Annotated in this window: 13 protein-coding genes and 1 pseudogene; 4 read left to right on the top strand and 10 right to left on the bottom strand. The window is 37.4% G+C overall.

The window, feature by feature from the left end; all coding sequences use genetic code 11:
- Nucleotides 1-1,504, bottom strand: a 1,504-nt coding sequence (locus HMPREF2810_RS08420) for an isopeptide-forming domain-containing fimbrial protein (RefSeq protein ID WP_002417367.1), incomplete at its 3' end; no start/stop codon positions are given.
- A gap of 464 nt (nucleotides 1,505-1,968) precedes the next feature.
- Here HMPREF2810_RS08420 and HMPREF2810_RS08415 point away from each other — a divergent pair.
- Nucleotides 1,969-2,373 carry a DUF1622 domain-containing protein gene (locus HMPREF2810_RS08415; RefSeq protein WP_002383026.1) on the top strand — a complete coding sequence of 135 codons (405 nt, stop codon included), beginning with the start codon at nucleotides 1,969-1,971 and terminating at the stop codon, nucleotides 2,371-2,373.
- A 20-nt stretch (nucleotides 2,374-2,393) separates the two neighbouring features.
- Here the strand turns inward: HMPREF2810_RS08415 and HMPREF2810_RS08410 are convergent, their stop codons facing one another.
- Nucleotides 2,394-2,912 carry a hypothetical protein gene (locus tag HMPREF2810_RS08410; RefSeq protein ID WP_002355635.1) on the bottom strand — a complete coding sequence of 173 codons (519 nt, stop codon included), beginning with the start codon at nucleotides 2,910-2,912 and terminating at the stop codon, nucleotides 2,394-2,396.
- 196 nt (nucleotides 2,913-3,108) lie between these two features.
- Here HMPREF2810_RS08410 and clpP point away from each other — a divergent pair, with 196 nt between their 5' ends.
- A complete protein-coding gene (gene clpP / locus HMPREF2810_RS08405; RefSeq protein ID WP_002355633.1) occupies nucleotides 3,109-3,702 on the top strand; it encodes an ATP-dependent Clp endopeptidase proteolytic subunit ClpP in 594 nt (197 codons plus the stop codon).
- A 44-nt stretch (nucleotides 3,703-3,746) separates the two neighbouring features.
- On the opposite strand, the gene HMPREF2810_RS08400 is transcribed toward clpP, so the two are convergent.
- The 8 genes and pseudogenes from HMPREF2810_RS08400 to uvrB all read right to left on the bottom strand — a co-directional run bounded on the left by HMPREF2810_RS08400 (nucleotide 3,747) and on the right by uvrB (nucleotide 14,451).
- Nucleotides 3,747-4,265: a DsbA family protein gene (locus tag HMPREF2810_RS08400; RefSeq protein WP_010715045.1), complete on the bottom strand. Its 519-nt coding sequence runs from the start codon at nucleotides 4,263-4,265 to the stop codon at nucleotides 3,747-3,749.
- A gap of 112 nt (nucleotides 4,266-4,377) precedes the next feature.
- On the bottom strand, nucleotides 4,378-5,301 hold the full coding sequence (locus HMPREF2810_RS08395) for a DUF7916 family protein (protein ID WP_010715044.1): 924 nt from the start codon (nucleotides 5,299-5,301) through the stop codon (nucleotides 4,378-4,380).
- A 233-nt stretch (nucleotides 5,302-5,534) separates the two neighbouring features.
- Entirely contained in the window at nucleotides 5,535-6,470 is a 936-nt protein-coding gene (gene whiA, locus HMPREF2810_RS08390; protein ID WP_002358736.1) for a DNA-binding protein WhiA, read from the bottom strand.
- Between the two features lie 33 nt (nucleotides 6,471-6,503).
- On the bottom strand, nucleotides 6,504-7,499 hold the full coding sequence (gene yvcK, locus HMPREF2810_RS08385) for a gluconeogenesis factor YvcK family protein (RefSeq protein ID WP_002355627.1): 996 nt from the start codon (nucleotides 7,497-7,499) through the stop codon (nucleotides 6,504-6,506).
- A complete protein-coding gene (rapZ, locus tag HMPREF2810_RS08380; RefSeq protein ID WP_002355625.1) occupies nucleotides 7,499-8,386 on the bottom strand; it encodes an RNase adapter RapZ in 888 nt (295 codons plus the stop codon). Before rapZ ends, yvcK begins: the two co-directional genes overlap by 1 nt.
- 165 nt (nucleotides 8,387-8,551) lie before the next feature.
- Nucleotides 8,552-9,346, bottom strand: a pseudogene (locus HMPREF2810_RS08375) (YusW family protein).
- Between the two features lie 170 nt (nucleotides 9,347-9,516).
- Complete coding sequence (uvrA, locus tag HMPREF2810_RS08370) at nucleotides 9,517-12,336, bottom strand: excinuclease ABC subunit UvrA (RefSeq protein ID WP_002361280.1); 2,820 nt, start codon at nucleotides 12,334-12,336, stop codon at nucleotides 9,517-9,519.
- 117 nt (nucleotides 12,337-12,453) lie between these two features.
- Nucleotides 12,454-14,451 carry an excinuclease ABC subunit UvrB gene (gene uvrB / locus HMPREF2810_RS08365; protein ID WP_002379127.1) on the bottom strand — a complete coding sequence of 666 codons (1,998 nt, stop codon included), beginning with the start codon at nucleotides 14,449-14,451 and terminating at the stop codon, nucleotides 12,454-12,456.
- Between the two features lie 278 nt (nucleotides 14,452-14,729).
- On the opposite strand from uvrB, the gene HMPREF2810_RS08360 reads away from it, so the two are divergent.
- Entirely contained in the window at nucleotides 14,730-16,898 is a 2,169-nt protein-coding gene (locus HMPREF2810_RS08360; protein WP_002361277.1) for an amino acid ABC transporter substrate-binding protein/permease, read from the top strand.
- Between the two features lies 1 nt (nucleotide 16,899).
- Nucleotides 16,900-17,637, top strand: a complete 738-nt coding sequence (locus HMPREF2810_RS08355) for an amino acid ABC transporter ATP-binding protein (RefSeq protein WP_002355616.1) — start codon at nucleotides 16,900-16,902, stop codon at nucleotides 17,635-17,637.
- The last annotated feature ends 27 nt before the right edge of the window (nucleotides 17,638-17,664 follow it).

Genomic DNA, 17,664 nt, shown 5'->3' with positions numbered 1-17,664 from the left:
CTTGTGTTACTTTGCCATTAGCTGTAACATCTTTACCATTTTCATCAGTGACAACGACTTTTTGGATATCTAATAATTGGTTAATATCATCTACTAAACTGGCTTGGGTCCAAGTACTTGTTTCATTGCCAAAGGCTGTTTTGACATGCCAATCGAAACTATCTTCACGATTGGTTAAATCTAAGTGCTCTTGATTTTCGATATCTTTTGTAATCGTTGGATCTTCTGGCGTCACGTCACACGCATGCGCATTGTCATTTTTAGGAATCGTCGCTTCTGGAAATTCCTTAGCAATTGTTCCTTGATTCATTGTCCCACTACTTACAAGGGTTGCTGCATCAATCGCTGTATTTTCTTTGACTTCGTAGTGAATGGTGATGTTTCCTACGTAACCTTCTGTACTAGTTGCTGAAATGGTTTGTCCGTTAATTTGAACAGGCACATCATTTCCAGCATCGTCCGTAGCGGTCGCCGATTGAATATCAAATTGATTGGCAATCGTTAATGAAGCTGTTGCTGGTGTCGATTGCGCCAGACGATCTTTGACAATTTGTTTTAATTGGGTTGTAAAATCATCAATAGATTGGCTTGTAATAAAATCTTCTGGTGTGCTAGATCCTTGTTGCAACTCTTGTTTTACAAAAGGACCCACTTCTGTTTTATACTTATCAAAGTATGAATTCACTGAACTTAAAGATTCGACACTTTCCCAATACGCATTAATCATTTCATAGCCTTGGTTAGTAATTTCTTGGTTTAACGCTAAAACTTCTGCTGCAGCACCTTGGTAGTCATTACTATATTCCACTGAGACTTGAAGAGGATGTCTTGGATCTGGATATTCATTGATTGAATCATTGGTATTGGTTTTATGCAAGTAACCATCTAAACGTGTATTAGCGACCCCATCTGTCACTAATAGGAAATACGTTTTTCGATTCGTTAAATCTCCGTGTGTTTGATTGTACGTATCTAAAGCGAGTTTCAATCCTGGGGCGGTTGGCGTACCACCATACGTCCGAACGTCTCCAAAACCAGAGACAAACTTGCTTTTATCATGGGTTAATTGAGTATCAACACGCACATTCATGTCATAATCAGCTGAATTAATTTTTGTCTTTCCATCAGGAAACATAAATTGTTTTCCGCCGCGATATGAAGCAAGCATCACGCGGTCTTGGTCAGACAAGCCTTTAACAACTTCATCAATCGCTTGTCTTACATGTGGAAAATTATCTGAAAAACTACCACTGGCATCTTCAACAACCACTAAATCAACCGGTTCCGTTTCACCCGCTTGAACTGGGAAAGCAGCTTGTCCTTCCAATATCCGTTTACAATCAGCCAGACTGTCGTCTTTTACTTTCACCGTATTGGTCATTCCTTCTATATCTCCTGCTTTAACCGCTCCTTCAGCTAAAGCCAATGTGGGACTGAAATTTCCCACAACTGTTCCAGCGACAATCACCATTGTCGATAATAATTTCGTTGCTTTCTTAAACATTTTAATCCTCCCTATTTTCTTTCGCTAGTGTTTGGGACACTTGCTTCTCTTTACTTCAACTACAGCTCCTTAAATCTTTCATCAAGTCGATGTGTCTCCTTGCTTTTGTGACACATCTCTTACTCAATTTCTGATTCTATCACCTTTATAGGCTAAAACTTGGCAGTATTCGGCTCTTGAAAACGTAAAATTTGTCTTTTAAAAATTAATTAAAAGACTATCCACTGACAAAGTTGGTTTTCACTTACTTTTTGCTACTTGATTCTTTTCAAGACTCTTTTTTTACACAAAAAAAGTAAAAGAACCTTTACAGTCCTTTTACTTAATTGTTAGATGCTATTCATAATTTTCTTAGTTTTGTTCTATAAGCTGAATAGTTTAGCCCGTTTATTTCAACAATATTTGACGTTAGTCAACCGTTTCGTTATAGTTAAAGAAAAGGCTTTTTGGTAGGAGTGAATACGATGAATGAGTGGCCCCATCAGTTAATGACGCTTTTAACCCCACTTTTTGAGCTATGTATTTTAGGACTGAATGTTTTTTCAATTATTGTTTTAGTTTGGGGTGTTTGTTTAGCAGGAAAAGATTTCATTAAAAGTGAACGACAAAATCAAAGCCGCTTTACCTTAACCAAAATGAATACGTTCATCAAAAACTTCCTTGGTAGCTACATTCTGTTAAGTTTAGAAATTTTAATTGCTGCTGATATTATTGAATCTATTGTTAAACCAACTTTTCAAGATATTTTGAAATTGGCAACCTTGGTGATCATTCGTACAGTTATTTCTTATTTCTTACATAAAGAAATTGAAGACACTATGACCGATATGGAACAACAAGAAAAAGAACCAGATACCCCCAAAAATTAGCGGGTACGCTGGTTCTTTTTTTATTTAATCGCTTTAAAATAATGAAGTGGTTCGTTAGACAAACGCTGCATTTTACGTTTTTTATCTTCAATAATTGCTAAAATCTCGTCTGAAAAATTTTCCAAAATAACACGGCCGCCTTTATAGGTGTGCCCACCCATTTCAGCAACTTCGCTGGCCGTCAAAATGACTTTACGATGCGCAATTTTTTTGAAAAATTCTTCAATTAAGTACGTCGGTAAGTAAAAATTATTTTGAGCAGAAAATGATTCCAAATAAATAAAATCATCGATGCTGATGAAACAATCATCCATCGATAAGTATTCAATTGACCTGTCTATATATAATTCACGCTTTTGTAAAATTTCTTTGACTTTTTTATTTAATAAATTCAATGATTCAATTTCTTTAACCAAATGTTCTAGTTCACGATAACGTACTTCTTTTCGCTCTTTGTAAGATGAATGTAAGGCGGCACTTGCTGTGACTATTAGCGCACCGACGATTACACCGACCATTCCGGCGATAAAAACAAACATATTTTTCCCCTCGCTCTTTTTCTAATTTTCCATTTTAGTATAACATAATCCAAAAGTTTCGGATAAAAAATGACACAAAATTTTTCAAGCGACTTCGTTGACCTTTATTGACCAAAGAGGTATACTTTTCATAGGCATTCAAAGTGCTTTATGATAGAATGACTTTAAAAGTTTCTTTATATAGGAGGATTTACTTATGAATTTAATTCCAACAGTTATTGAACAATCATCTCGCGGTGAACGTGCTTATGACATTTACTCTCGTTTATTAAAAGACCGCATCATTATGCTAAGCGGCCCTATCGATGATAATGTGGCAAACTCAGTGATTGCACAGTTATTATTCTTAGATGCCCAAGATTCAGAAAAAGATATTTACTTGTACATTAACTCTCCTGGTGGCAGCGTTTCTGCAGGCTTAGCGATTTTCGATACCATGAATTTCGTTAAAGCGGATGTCCAAACGATCGTATTAGGAATGGCGGCTTCAATGGGTAGCTTCTTATTAACAGCTGGTCAAAAAGGCAAACGTTTCGCTTTACCAAATGCGGAAATCATGATTCACCAACCACTTGGTGGCGCTCAAGGGCAAGCAACAGAAATTGAAATTGCTGCTCGTCACATTTTAGACACTCGTCAACGTTTAAATTCAATTTTAGCTGAACGAACTGGCCAACCAATTGAAGTGATTGAACGTGATACCGATCGTGATAACTATATGACTGCCGAACAAGCAAAAGAATATGGTTTAATCGATGAAGTAATGGAAAATAGTAGCGCCTTAAATTAAAAATAAAAAAAATGGAAACAGCGACCGTCGCTGTTTCCATTTTTTTATTTTTCAATGTATCCTCGTAATTCTTCTTCAGTGACACTTTCGTCAAAGATATGCTCACCAATGATGATCGTTGGTACAAATTGAATGTGCGCCGCATTGGCTTCAGCAATCACGGCGGAAACAAGCGTTGCATCTGTTTGTTCTTTTAAGCCAAGATTTTTTTCAGCATACGTCGCTACTTCTTCTAAGGTTAAGTTTCCCCATTCATCTTGCGTAGCAAACATTTTATGCAATGCTGACAGTGCTTGTTCAGGCGCTGAATAGTCAATGTAATGATGCATCACATTGCCGCGTTGTAAACTTTCTTTTTCTTTATCAAACAACTTAATGATACGTTCAACTTTACCACTTTTGACAAATTGTGCTAACAGTTCCTCAGACTCTTCAAACCATTTTCTGCAATAAGGACAGCGAACATTGATAAATTCTATCATTTTGATAGGGGCATTGCTCTCACCAATGTGAAGTCCTGTTTCTGTGTTAACTTTTGTTGCATCAATTACTGAAATATCCATAAAAAACCTCATCCTTTCAAACCTTTATTTCTCTTTTAGTATACCGTTTTTCAATAAAAAAATCATAAGACACGAATTCAAATTTTCTGAATTCGTGCCTCTGTTCACTTTTTTAACGATTAATCGAACGAGCCATTCTAGCAACAGTATGTCTTTTCCCACGTATCGCATCAGAAAGCTCTTTAATATTTTCAATACCAACTAAGCCCATATTGGCATCGCCAATATGTTGAATATCTACGCCTAAAATTTTATTTCTAATGCCGATAGTTTGGATAACTTCAGGTTGAGCACTTTCTTGTGAAGTTCCAATGGCACTCATAACTAATTTTCCTTTTGAATGTGCAAAATCCACAACTTCTTTGACTTGTTGATCAGTGATGCCCCAAACCGTGCCAACTGCTGGGACTAAGACAATATCAGCGCCCGCTTCAATAAATTGTTCAGCTGATTTTAAACTGACCACTGGTTCATCTACACCTGAACTGTGCATTTTTCCGGCAATAATGATGCCGTCAAAATGTTTTTTGGCTAAGGCCACGTTCTTAGCAATCAAGTCGTTGGTCACACCAGTTCCAGGATTACCTGTCAATAAGATAAAATCCAAACCCAGTTCATTGGCTTTTTTGAAAGTAGCTGCTGATGCTTTTCTACCTGGTTCGATTGAAACTCTTGTTGAAGCTAAGTCTAAATTTTCATCAACAGGTTCGACATTCATGCCAATCGGTAAACCGACTAGTTCTTTCAAACGATGAACAACCTCATCATTAGGGACACATGTTTCCGCAGTATATTGCCCTTCATAAGCGGCTACTACAATCGGTTGATTAACATCGAAAACATTCAATAAAATCATGTCTGCGCCATATGCTTTTGACATTTCCGCACAAGTGATATCACCTGCTACGGATGGATGAACTACCACATTTTCCGATAAAATTACGCGCCCTTCGCTCGCTTTAATACTCTGAAACAGCTCTTCTTTTGACATCCGTTTGATTTCTGATGCATTTGCACTAATTAATCGTTGAACCATTTTGACCCCTCCAATAGTTTTTAATGTTTTAGTTAAAAACAGCAATAAGTAATCGCTTGCATTTCATTACATGCAACATTCGTGCCAACATCGTTTCTTTAAAACACAGGTCAACACTACATTTCAGCGCTACACACTTTTTGCACACTTTAATTTTTTTTACACGCTTAAAGAAAAAGTGAAGGATAGCACTTCAAACGGAAATGTTATTCTTCACTTCTGGAGCAGAAAAGTTACGCACTTTTTTCTCGTAATTTTTCTGCAAATTCATTAATTTTTCGAATACGATGATTAATACCTGACTTAGAAATAGCTCCTGAAGGAATCATTTCCCCTAGTTCTTTGAGACTAACTTCCGGATACTCTAACCGTAATTCTGCGATTTCCTGAAGTTTCTCCGGTAATGACGTCAGCCCTACTGTACTTTCAATAAATTGAATATTTTCAATTTGTTTTGAAGCCGCATCAATGGTTTTATTTAAATTCGCTGTTTCGCAATTCACTAAACGATTTACTGAATTCCGCATATCACGGACAATCCGGACATCTTCAAATTTCAACATAGAGTTCGTGGCACCAATTAACGTTAAAAAGTCGGCAATTTTTTCAGCACCTTTTAAATAACAAATATACCCGTTTCGGCGTCCCAATGTTCGAGCGTTTAAGTCATAGTAATTCAACATCTTACAAATATCATTATTGTGTTCTTCATAAATTGAAAAAATTTCTAAATGATAGCGACTTGTTTCCGGATTATTAACTGAGCCAGAAGCCATAAAGGCCCCGCGTAAATAGGAACGCATTTTTTGTGCGTTACCCATGATTTCATTTGACACATTGCCATTAAAAACGACCCCATCCATAATATCCAAATCAGCTAGAATTTTTTGTGTATCTTGTTTTAGACGCACAATGTAAACATTATTTTTCTTTAGTTTCATTTTTTTACGAACTAATAATTCTGCTTGTGCATGGTAATGATCTTTCAGCAATGAATACATTCGACGAGCAATTGCAGCATTTTCCGTTTGTACATTCAAGACAAACTGTTGATTAACTAAGCTAAGTGAGCCGTTCATCCGAATTAATGCTGCTAATTCTGCTTTCGCGTGTTCTCGATGGACTTCTAAACCAGTCAACTCTTTTTTGACATCCGAGGCAAAAGACATCTAAGCTCCTCCTCTCTTGATTCTTTTGATTAATTAATATTTCGTTCCAAATACGATACGGAAAAGTTCTTCAACAACTTTTTCCCCATCATGAAAAACTCCGCCATCTCTTAATTCTAAAAAGTCTGTCGAAATAACTCGGCATCCTTCTTCACGTAATCCTTGAAAATCATGCTTTACTTGAACCAAATATTCATCATAAATTTCAGGATCCATGTAATTTTCTGGTACTTTTTCTGTGTTAACCAGCACTGTATCAACAAACTGCGCTTGTAGATGCTCGTTTAAGACACGAACATGATCTGCATCCGTAAAATGTTCCGTTTCCCCTTTTTGGGTCATGATGTTACAAATATAGACTACTTCGGCTGCCGTTTGTTTGATGGCTTCACCAATTTCTGTAATAACTAAATTAGGCAAAATACTTGTAAAAAGACTCCCTGGCCCTAACACGACCATGTCTGCTTCTTCAATTGCTTTGACGACTTTACGCGCAGCTCTTGGCTGCTCTTCTCCGTGTGTATTTGTTACAAACACATGGTCAATCGTCTTGCGATCCAGTGCAATTTTTGATTCTCCCACCGCCACTGAGCCATCTTTAAATACAGCATGTAACGTTAATGGCCGTTCTGATGATGGATAAATCCGTCCATCAACATGCATCATTTTTGAAAGCAATTGAATCGCTTCATACGTACTTCCTCTCATTTCTGAGACAGCAGCAATGATTAAATTACCGATTGCATGATTGGCAAAATGACTATCTGATTTATCAAAACGATATTGAAAAATATCTTCATATAATTGTGGCATATCTGACAATGCCACTAAAACATTTCTTAAATCTCCCGGAGGTGTCATGTTATTAATAGAGGAACGAAGCTCGCCACTACTACCGCCATCATCAGCGACCGTTACGACGGCAGTAATATCAACACTTTGATTTCTTAAACTTTTCAAAATTACTGGCAAGCCTGTTCCACCACCAACAACCACGATCTTCGGTTTACGAATTCGATAGGTTTTCATTAAGAGCGATTAACCGTTTCTTTTCTTTTTAAGCGGTCGCGGTGGGTAATATTTACATGGTAATCTTCCTCTTTTAATTCAGCGCCAACACGTTCTGTCAATGCAACAGAGCGATGTTGTCCGCCAGTACAGCCAATTGCAATGGTGACGCTACTTTTACCTTCTTTTTTATATCCAGGTAAGACTGTTCGCAGTAAATCGATAAATTTTGTATAAAATTCATCTGTTTCTGGGAAGCCCATCACATAATCATAAACAGGTTGATCCATTCCAGTTAACGGTCGTAGTTCATCAATATAATGGGGGTTAGGTAAAAAGCGAACATCCATAACGATATCTGCATCAATCGGCAAACCATATTTAAAGCCGAAGGACACCATTTCCACTCGAAATTCGTGTGTCTCTCTCGTTGCTAGTTCTTTATTCAAACGTTCCCGCAATTGACGAGGGGACAAGTCCGTGGTATCAATAACCAACTGAGCATCCGCCTTGATTTCTTCCAGCATTGCACGTTCTTTACGAATACCTTCTGTCACTAAACCATCCATCGCCATTGGATGCGCACGCCGTGTCTCTTTATAACGAGAAACTAACTCTTCATCGGTGGCATCTAAAAATAAAATCGTTGTATCAATAAAATTAGTATTTTCAAGTTCGACTAACATATCCTGAATTTCTCTAAAGAAGGTCCGTGAACGTAAATCGATCACTAACGCAATCTTGGTAACTTTTCCAGATTCTTTAATTAATTCCCAAAATTTTGGGATTAAGCTTGGTGGTAAATTGTCGATACAGAAATAGCCCATGTCTTCAAAGCTTTGAACAGCGACTGTTTTTCCAGCGCCACTCATTCCTGTAATAATAACCAGTTGTAAATTTTCTGGCATATTCAACACTCCCTTCACTTGCATCACTATATTATAACACCCCGGGCGTATCAAAGAAAGCTTTTCAATCATTCTTATAAAGATTTCTATTCTTTCATAGAAAAACAGCATTGACATTTTTGTCAATGCTGTTTTAATTGCTGAATTATACTATATAACTCTGTGTTATTTTAATACAAACTCAATTTCTGTTTTATCAGTAAAATTAGCTTCAAACTCAAATTGTTTTACTTGTTCATTCACGGCTAACTTTTTCGTAATGTGTTCTTTAATTTGTTCATTTGTAGCTGTTTTGATTGACAATCCATCTAAAAGAGTCATGATTTTGTCTTGTGCTGCCTTACCTTCTAATTCTAAATCAGCAGATTCATCTTCATACGTTGCTTCAATTGTTCAGTTCGATTTTATTTCATAGGTGAACTCAATTTCATTTTCGTCGTATTCAATTTCTACGTCAATCTCTTGAAGACTGGCAACAGTCGGTGTCGGTGTGGTTAGTTCATTGTCTGCTGTTTCATGGTCCCCACCAACTTCAGGAGTTACAGTTTCCCACTTAAAGGTACCAATTTTAGCTGTTGCTAGATAGGGATTATTAATGGTTATGACTTTCAATTGAAGGTCTGAATGGTTGGCGATATCTGTTAAAATCCCCAGAGCCTGATATGTATTTTGTGTAAAACGTGTCGCAATATTTTGCGCATCAATTGTGGAATAGCCTAATGTTTCCCAGGTGATTTGTTGCTTTAATTCCTGATGAACGGCTTGTACTGTCGCCGGCTCCAATTGAATGCCCGTTGCTTCTTTTAAGTCTTTCTTGGTAAAACTCATTACTTTTTCATGGTCTGATTGTGAAATTAAGGTCGCTGCTTCCATTGTGTTACTATGTACAAAAGGTGTGATTCCGATAGCTAAGACCATTCCTGCTGTTAATAAACTTGTTGTTATTTTTTTGTTTTTCATTTAAGACTTCCCTTCGTATTCATTGTTATTTTGTTAACAAACATAGTATATCTTTTAATTACACATTAAGTCAACATTTATTTTTAATTTTTATTAAAAAATATTTGTTATTTTATAATAAAAAACCTTGTTTCCCATAAAAACAAGGTTCTTTATCTAATCATTAATGTTTATTTCAGAACACGTTTTAAATAATATCCTGTGTAACTGTCTTTGACTTTAGCAACTTCTTCTGGTGTTCCGGTCGCCACGATCGTCCCACCACCGTCGCCACCTTCTGGCCCTAGATCAATCACATGATCCGCAGACTTGATGACATCCAAGTTATGTTCAATCACTAAAACGGTATTGCCCGCTTCCACTAAACGCTCTAATACTAGAAGCAATCGCGCAATATCATCGGTATGCAAGCCTGTTGTTGGTTCATCCAGAATATAAAAGTTTTTCCCATTAGAATTTTTATGAAGTTCACTCGCTAGCTTCATCCGCTGTGCTTCCCCACCAGATAAAGTAGTTGCCGGCTGCCCCAATGTCACATAGCCTAAGCCTACATCCACAATTGTTTGCAATTTACGATGAATTTTAGGAATATGTTTGAAAAATTCTACGGCATCTTCCACCGTCATATCTAAAATATCAGAAATGTTTTTGCCTTTATAATGAACTTCTAACGTCTCAGAATTATAACGTTTGCCATGACAAACTTCGCAAGGCACATAGACATCAGGTAAAAAGTGCATTTCAATTTTGATGATACCATCCCCGCGACAAGCTTCACAACGGCCACCTTTGACGTTAAAACTAAAGCGACCTTTTTTATAGCCACGAACCTTGGCTTCATTTGTTTGGGCAAACAAATCGCGAATGTCATCAAAAACACTAGTATAAGTCGCTGGATTACTTCTTGGTGTTCGACCAATTGGACTTTGGTCAATGTCAACAATCTTTTCAATGGCTTCATAACCAGTGATGCTTTTGTGTTTCCCGGGTTTATTGGAATTACGATTTAATTTTTGGGCCAGCGCTTTTTTTAAAATTTGATTGACTAAAGTACTTTTCCCTGAACCTGAAACGCCTGTGACAGCAACAAATTCACCCAGCGGAAATTCAACACTGACATTTTTTAAATTATTTTCACTGGCACCAGTGACTTTGATCGCTTTGCCATTACCTTTGCGACGTTCTTTTGGTACAGGAATCACTTTTTTCCCAGAAAGATATTGCCCGGTCAATGAATGCGGATTTTTAGCAACCTCTTCCGGCGTACCAGCGGCTACAATTTCACCGCCCAGATGTCCAGCGCCAGGTCCCACATCAATCAAGTAATCCGAAGCCATCATTGTATCTTCATCATGTTCCACCACAATTAATGTATTGCCTAAGTCCCGCATTTTTTTCAATGAGTCAATCAAGCGGTCGTTATCTCGTTGATGCAAACCAATTGATGGTTCATCTAAAATGTAAAGAACGCCTGATAAGTTTGATCCAATTTGTGTTGCTAAGCGAATTCTTTGTGCTTCTCCGCCAGAAAGTGTACCAGCAGCTCGACTTAAGGTTAAGTAATCTAACCCAACATTTTTTAAGAAGGTTAACCGATCTTCGACTTCTTTTAAAATTGGCCGAGCAATCGTTGTTTCTTGTTCAGATAAAGACACACCTTCAAAAAATTGGACCGCATTTTTTATTGCTAATTCACTGACTTCACCAATGTGCGTGCCATTGATTTTTACAGCTAAAGCTTGCGGATTCAAACGATACCCTTGACAGCTTCGACAAGTCAATTCTGTCATGTATAACCGCATTTGATCTCGTGTAAAATCGCTATTCGTTTCATGATAACGTCGTTTAATATTTTTTAAAATCCCTTCAAATGGCACTTCCACATCACGAACACCACCAAAGTCATTTTCATAATGAAAATGAAAGTTTTTCTCGCCAGAACCATTTAAAATAATTTCTTGTTGGTCTGCAGGTAATTCTTCAAACGGCGTATCCATATCAATCCCAAAACTGGTGGCTGCTTGCTCCAACATTTGTGGATAATATTGGGAACTAATAGGGTTCCACGGAACAATGGCCCCTTCTCTCAAGGTTTTAGTGGGATCTGGAATCACTAAGTCTTTGTCCACTTCTAATTTAACACCTAAACCATCACAATCGGGACAAGCGCCAAATGGTGCATTAAATGAAAACAAGCGCGGTTCCAATTCACCGACTGTGAACCCACAATAAGGACAAGCATAATGTTCACTAAACAACATTTCTTCTTGACCAATCACATCAACAATTGCGTAACCTTCAGCTAAACGCAAAGCCGCTTCAAACGAATCAAACAAGCGAGAGCGAATGCCTTCTTTCACAACGATACGGTCAATCACAATCGCAATATCATGTTTTTTATTTTTTTCAAGTTCTGGTGCCTCACTAACATCATAGGTTTCACCATCCACCCGCATTCTGACATACCCTTCACGTTGGATCATTTCAAACACTTTTTTATGTTGGCCTTTTTTCTTGACCACAACAGGGGCCAAAATTTGAATTTTTGTTCGCTCTGGTAGCTCTAAGACTTTATCAACCATCTGTTCAACAGACTGACTGGTAATTTCAATATGATCGTTAGGACAAATTGGATGACCTACCCGAGCAAATAACAATCGTAAATAATCATTGATTTCTGTGACCGTCCCCACCGTTGAGCGTGGGTTTTTACTTGTCGTCTTTTGATCAATTGAAATAGCTGGACTTAAACCATCGATGCTGTCAACATCTGGTTTATCCATCTGTCCCAAAAATTGTCGCGCATAAGCAGAGAGACTCTCTACATAACGTCGTTGCCCTTCTGCGTAAAGCGTATCAAACGCTAATGAACTTTTGCCAGAACCAGATAGTCCAGTTACGACAACCATTTTGTCACGAGGAATCGTGACATCAATATTTTTTAAGTTATGGGCGCGTGCACCATGAATCACAATTTTATCATTTGCCATATATGTTCTCCTTTTACTAAATCTCTTACGTCAAATCATTTCAAGTCATTCTATAGAGAAAAGATTAGTAAAAGATACGATGGTTCATCGTATCTTTTACTTAATCCGTTGGTTGACTTATTTGGCAGCTTTCAATTCAAGAATGGTATCTCGTAATGTGGCTGCAGTTTCGAAGTCTAATGCTTTGGCCGCATCCTTCATTTCTCTTTCAAGTTTCATTAATAAATCAGCTTTTTCTTGTCTTGATAAATCTTTATATGATTTATCCAATTGAACCACTGTTTCATCTTTATCAGCTGTTTTGGAAATAGAAATCAAATCACGAATTTCTTTAATAATTGTTTTTGGTTCAATACCATGTTCTTCATTATATGCTTCTTGGATTGCCCGACGTCGTGCCGTTTCATCCATAGCTCGTTGCATCGAATCGGTGATTTTATCTGCATACATAATGACTTTTCCTTCAGCGTTCCGGGCAGCCCGTCCCATCGTTTGCACTAACGAGCGTTCACTACGTAAGAAGCCTTCTTTATCCGCATCTAGAATCGCAATTAAGGAAACTTCTGGCACATCGATTCCTTCACGTAATAAGTTAATACCTATTAGAATATCAAATTCGCCTAATCGTAAATCGCGAATAATCTCCGTTCTTTCCAGTGTTTTTATATCACTATGCAAATATTTAACTTTTAAGCCTAATTCTTTGAAATAGTCGGTTAAATCTTCGGCCATTTTCTTCGTTAAGGTTGTGACAAACACCCGCTGATCTTTTTCGATCCGTTCATGAATTTCGCCCACCAAGTCATCAATTTGACCCATAATTGGGCGGATTTCTACTTCTGGATCTAGTAAACCTGTTGGTCGAATGATTTGTTGAACAACAGTCTCTGTTTGTTCCATTTCATAAGGGCCTGGTGTTGCCGATACATAAACAATTTGGTTTACATGTTGTTCAAATTCTTCTAAACGAAGCGGTCGGTTATCAAGTGCACTTGGTAACCGGAAACCATAGTCCACTAACATTTGTTTCCGTGCTCGGTCGCCATTATACATTCCTCTAATTTGCGGCATTGTTACATGAGACTCATCGATTACAAGTAAGAAGTCATCTGGGAAAAAGTCCAACAGCGTATATGGCGGCTCTCCTTCTTGGCGACCATCCATATGTCGAGAGTAATTCTCAATCCCTGACGTATAGCCCATCTCTCTCATCATCTCAATATCATAGTTGGTTCGCTGTTCCAAACGTTGAGCTTCCAATAATTTATTTTCACTGCGAAGCACTTTCAAACGTGCCTCTAATTCTTCTTGGATCTGCGATATGGCGTGTTCCATATGTTCTTCGTTCGTCACGAAGTGTGTTGCCGGAAAAATAGCGACATGCTCTGTTTCGCCGACAATTTCACCAGTTAACGCATCTACTTCACGAATTCGATCAATTTCGTCTCCGAAAAATTCAACACGTAGCGCATGCTCATCCCGTGAAGCTGGGAATATCTCAACCACATCACCGCGGACACGAAAACGCCCCCGTTGAAAATCAATATCATTTCGTTCGAATTGAATATCGACTAAGCTTTTTAGTAACTCATTACGATCCATTTCCATTCCCACACGTAATGAAACAACTTGTTGACTGTATTCCCGCGGATCCCCTAAACCAAAAATACAAGAAACTGATGCTACCACGATGACATCGTTTCGTTCCAATAAAGAACTTGTCGCTGAATGGCGTAGTTTATCAATTTCATCATTAATACTGGAATCTTTTTCAATATATGTATCACTTGAGGGTACATATGCTTCTGGTTGATAATAATCATAGTAACTGACAAAATACTCGACCGCATTATCTGGGAAAAATTCTTTAAATTCCCCGTATAATTGTCCAGCTAGTGTTTTATTATGTGCAATCACTAATGTTGGTTTGTTCACTTCTTGAATCACATTAGAGATTGTAAATGTTTTACCTGTTCCGGTCGCTCCAAGTAAAATTTGAGCTTTTTCTCCACCTTTGACACCGTCAACTAGTTCAGCAATAGCGGCTGGCTGATCTCCGGCAGGCTCATATTTAGAAGCCAAATGAAAGGTATTGGAAGTTTCTCTTTCGATCATTTATAACTCCCCCTCAAAGTGTCTAATTTCTCTTAAATTATCGGCCCATTCTGGCAGAATGTCCACTTATTAGTTTAACATACCGAACATATTTTCGCCACTTTTGCTGTTTCGGACTTCAACTGATCTTAATCTTTTGTTCTTAATTTCTATGTTACATTTTATAACATGAAATGTAAGGAAATTAGAGTTTTTTTCTCTTTTTAGCGTTCAAATACTTGTCAGCTTCCTATTTCTTACTATATAATTGTTCAATATGCAAAACTAGGAGGTATTTTATGAAAAGGAAACACTTTTTACTTTCTTTCTTTGTGATGATGGTAACTCTGCTAACATTCATTAGTGGCACTTCAGCACATGCAGAAGGAAAGAAATATACAATTGGAACGGATTTAACATTCGCCCCTTTTGAATTCCAAGACTCAAAAGGAAAATACATTGGTATTGACGTTGATTTATTAGATGCGATTGCCAAAGATCAAGATTTTGAAGTGGATTTAAAACCATTAGGCTTCGATAGTGCAGTCCAAGCGATTCAATCTAAACAAATTGATGGCATGATTGCTGGAATGAGTATTACGGATGAGCGAAAAAAATCCTTTGATTTTTCAGATCCATACTTCGATAGCGGTTTACAATTAGCGGTTAAAAAAGGAAACGACAAAATTAAATCATATGATGATTTAAAAGGCAAAACGGTTGCGGCTAAAGTTGGAACTGAAAGTGCCAATTTCCTTGAAAAAAATAAAGAGAAATATGACTACACCATCAAAAATTTTGACGATGCAACGGGTCTTTATAAAGCCTTAGAAAACGGCGAAGCGGATGCAATCGTTGATGATTATCCTGTATTGGGCTACGCAGTGAAAAATGGCCAAAAATTACAATTAGTTGGCGATAAAGAAACAGGCAGTTCTTATGGTTTCGCAGTGAAAAAAGGTCAAAACCCTGAATTAATCAAAAAGTTCAACGCTGGTTTGAAAAATCTTAAAGACAATGGTACTTATGATAAAATTTTAAACAACTACTTAGCGACAGGCGATGAAACAAACACACAAGACGCTGGCGAACAGATGAAAAAAATCACTCCTAAAAAAGAGAAATATGTGATTGCTAGTGATTCTACATTTGCTCCGTTTGAGTTTCAAAATGCCCAAGGCGATTATGTCGGAATTGATGTAGATTTAGTCAAACGTGCAGCTGAATTGCAAGGTTTTACTGTTGAATTTAAATTTATTGGTTTTAGTTCTGCTGTCCAAGCTGTTGAATCTGGTCAAGCAGATGGGATGGTTGCAGGCATGACGATTACGGATGATCGTAAAAAAGCCTTCGACTTCTCTGTTCCTTACTTTGATAGCGGTATTCAAATTGCGGTCAAAAAAGGCAATGACAAAATTAAATCGTATGATGATTTAAAAGGCAAAAAAGTCGGCGTAAAAATTGGTACTGAAAGTGCTGATTTCTTAGAAAAAAATAAAAAGAAATATGATTACTCAATTAAGTATTTAGACACAACTGATGCATTATACAGTGCATTAGAAATTGGCGAAGTTGATGCCATGATGGATGATTATCCTGTCATTGGCTACGGGGTTGCGCAAAATCAACCACTAGCGACACCAATTCCTCGTGAAAAAGGTGGTTCTTACGGTTTTGCTGTCAAAAAAGGGCAAAATCCTGAACTACTTGAAATGTTTAACGAAGGCTTAAAAGAAATGAAACGTACAGGTGAATACGATAAAATTATCGGCACTTACGTGAAAGATGGCAACGAAGCCAAAGAAGAAACAGCTGACGAATCTACGTTTGTTGGCTTCATGCAAAACAACTGGAAACAATTGTTACACGGTTTATGGATGACGATTCTATTAACGTTGATTTCCTTCGTACTTGCTTTAATTGTCGGCGTTATTTTTGGGCTATTCAGCGTTTCACCAATCAAAGCATTACGTGTACTTTCAACCATTTATGTTGATTTAATTCGTGGAATTCCTTTAATGGTCTTAGCGTTCTTCATCTATTTCGGATTACCTGGTGTGCTTGGCTTTAATATCCCGGTCTTCATTGCTGGGATTATCACATTAACTTTAAATGCCAGTGCCTATATTTCTGAAATTGTGCGCGGCGGAATCAAAGCTGTTCCAGTTGGCCAAATGGAAGCTTCAAGAAGTTTAGGTCTTTCCTATAATCGGACAATGCAAAAAATTATTTTACCACAAGCGATTCGCATTATGATTCCTTCATTCATTAACCAATTTGTTATTTCATTGAAAGATACAACTATCCTTTCAGCAATTGGCTTAATCGAACTACTACAAACAGGAAAAATTATTGTTGCTCGGACATTACAAAGTACAATGGTTTACTTCGTTATTGCGTTAATCTACTTAATTTTAATTACTAGCTTAACTAAATTAGCGAAAAACCTTGAAAAGAAGGTGAACTAATATGACTGAAAAAATCTTAGTTGAACATTTAGTAAAAAAATATGGTGACAACACGGTCTTAAACGACATTAATGTTTCTATTAACGAAGGCGACGTAGTCTGCGTCATCGGTCCTTCTGGTTCTGGTAAAAGTACTTTTTTACGTTGCTTGAATCAATTAGAAGAAGCTTCTAGCGGAGACATTATTATTGATGGTGCGAACTTGACAGATAAAAATACGGACATCAACCAAGTCCGTCAACATATCGGCATGGTTTTCCAACATTTCAATTTGTTTCCACATTTATCTATTTTAGAAAATATTGTTTTAGCACCAACCGATTTAGGTCGCTTATCAAAAGACGAAGCGGAGAAAAAAGCGTTAGAACTTTTAGAACGTGTTGGGTTGGCAGATAAAAAAGATGCCTATCCAGATTCTTTATCTGGTGGTCAAAAACAACGTGTCGCAATTGCACGTGCGTTAGCGATGAATCCTGATATTATGCTTTTCGATGAGCCAACATCAGCCCTTGATCCAGAAATGGTTGGCGATGTTCTTGGTGTAATGAAAGATTTAGCAAAACAAGGAATGACAATGGTCATCGTTACTCACGAAATGGGCTTTGCAAAAGAAGTGGCTAATCGAGTAATGTTCATTGATGGCGGTAACTTCCTAGAAGATGGTTCGCCAGAGCAAGTCTTTGAAAATCCTCAAAACCCTCGAACAAAAGATTTCTTAGATAAAGTATTAAATATTTAAACAAAAGCACTTGGCGCGCGCTAGCGC

The organism is Enterococcus sp. HMSC078F03, from assembly GCF_001811595.1.
In the GTDB taxonomy this organism is placed as follows: Bacteria; Bacillota; Bacilli; order Lactobacillales; family Enterococcaceae; genus Enterococcus; species Enterococcus faecalis.
Note: the sequence above shows the minus strand (reverse complement) of the source record. Positions and strands in the feature narration are given on the sequence as shown.

Coding starts and splice junctions, on each gene's coding strand:
- HMPREF2810_RS08415 (WP_002383026.1), top strand. CDS start 1,969: ATGAATGAGTGGCCCCATCAGTTAATGACGCTTTTAACCCCACTTTTT.
- HMPREF2810_RS08410 (WP_002355635.1), bottom strand. CDS start 2,912: ATGTTTGTTTTTATCGCCGGAATGGTCGGTGTAATCGTCGGTGCGCTA.
- clpP (WP_002355633.1), top strand. CDS start 3,109: ATGAATTTAATTCCAACAGTTATTGAACAATCATCTCGCGGTGAACGT.
- HMPREF2810_RS08400 (WP_010715045.1), bottom strand. CDS start 4,265: ATGGATATTTCAGTAATTGATGCAACAAAAGTTAACACAGAAACAGGA.
- HMPREF2810_RS08395 (WP_010715044.1), bottom strand. CDS start 5,301: ATGGTTCAACGATTAATTAGTGCAAATGCATCAGAAATCAAACGGATG.
- whiA (WP_002358736.1), bottom strand. CDS start 6,470: ATGTCTTTTGCCTCGGATGTCAAAAAAGAGTTGACTGGTTTAGAAGTC.
- yvcK (WP_002355627.1), bottom strand. CDS start 7,499: ATGAAAACCTATCGAATTCGTAAACCGAAGATCGTGGTTGTTGGTGGT.
- rapZ (WP_002355625.1), bottom strand. CDS start 8,386: ATGCCAGAAAATTTACAACTGGTTATTATTACAGGAATGAGTGGCGCT.
- uvrA (WP_002361280.1), bottom strand. CDS start 12,336: ATGGCAAATGATAAAATTGTGATTCATGGTGCACGCGCCCATAACTTA.
- uvrB (WP_002379127.1), bottom strand. CDS start 14,451: ATGATCGAAAGAGAAACTTCCAATACCTTTCATTTGGCTTCTAAATAT.
- HMPREF2810_RS08360 (WP_002361277.1), top strand. CDS start 14,730: ATGAAAAGGAAACACTTTTTACTTTCTTTCTTTGTGATGATGGTAACT.
- HMPREF2810_RS08355 (WP_002355616.1), top strand. CDS start 16,900: ATGACTGAAAAAATCTTAGTTGAACATTTAGTAAAAAAATATGGTGAC.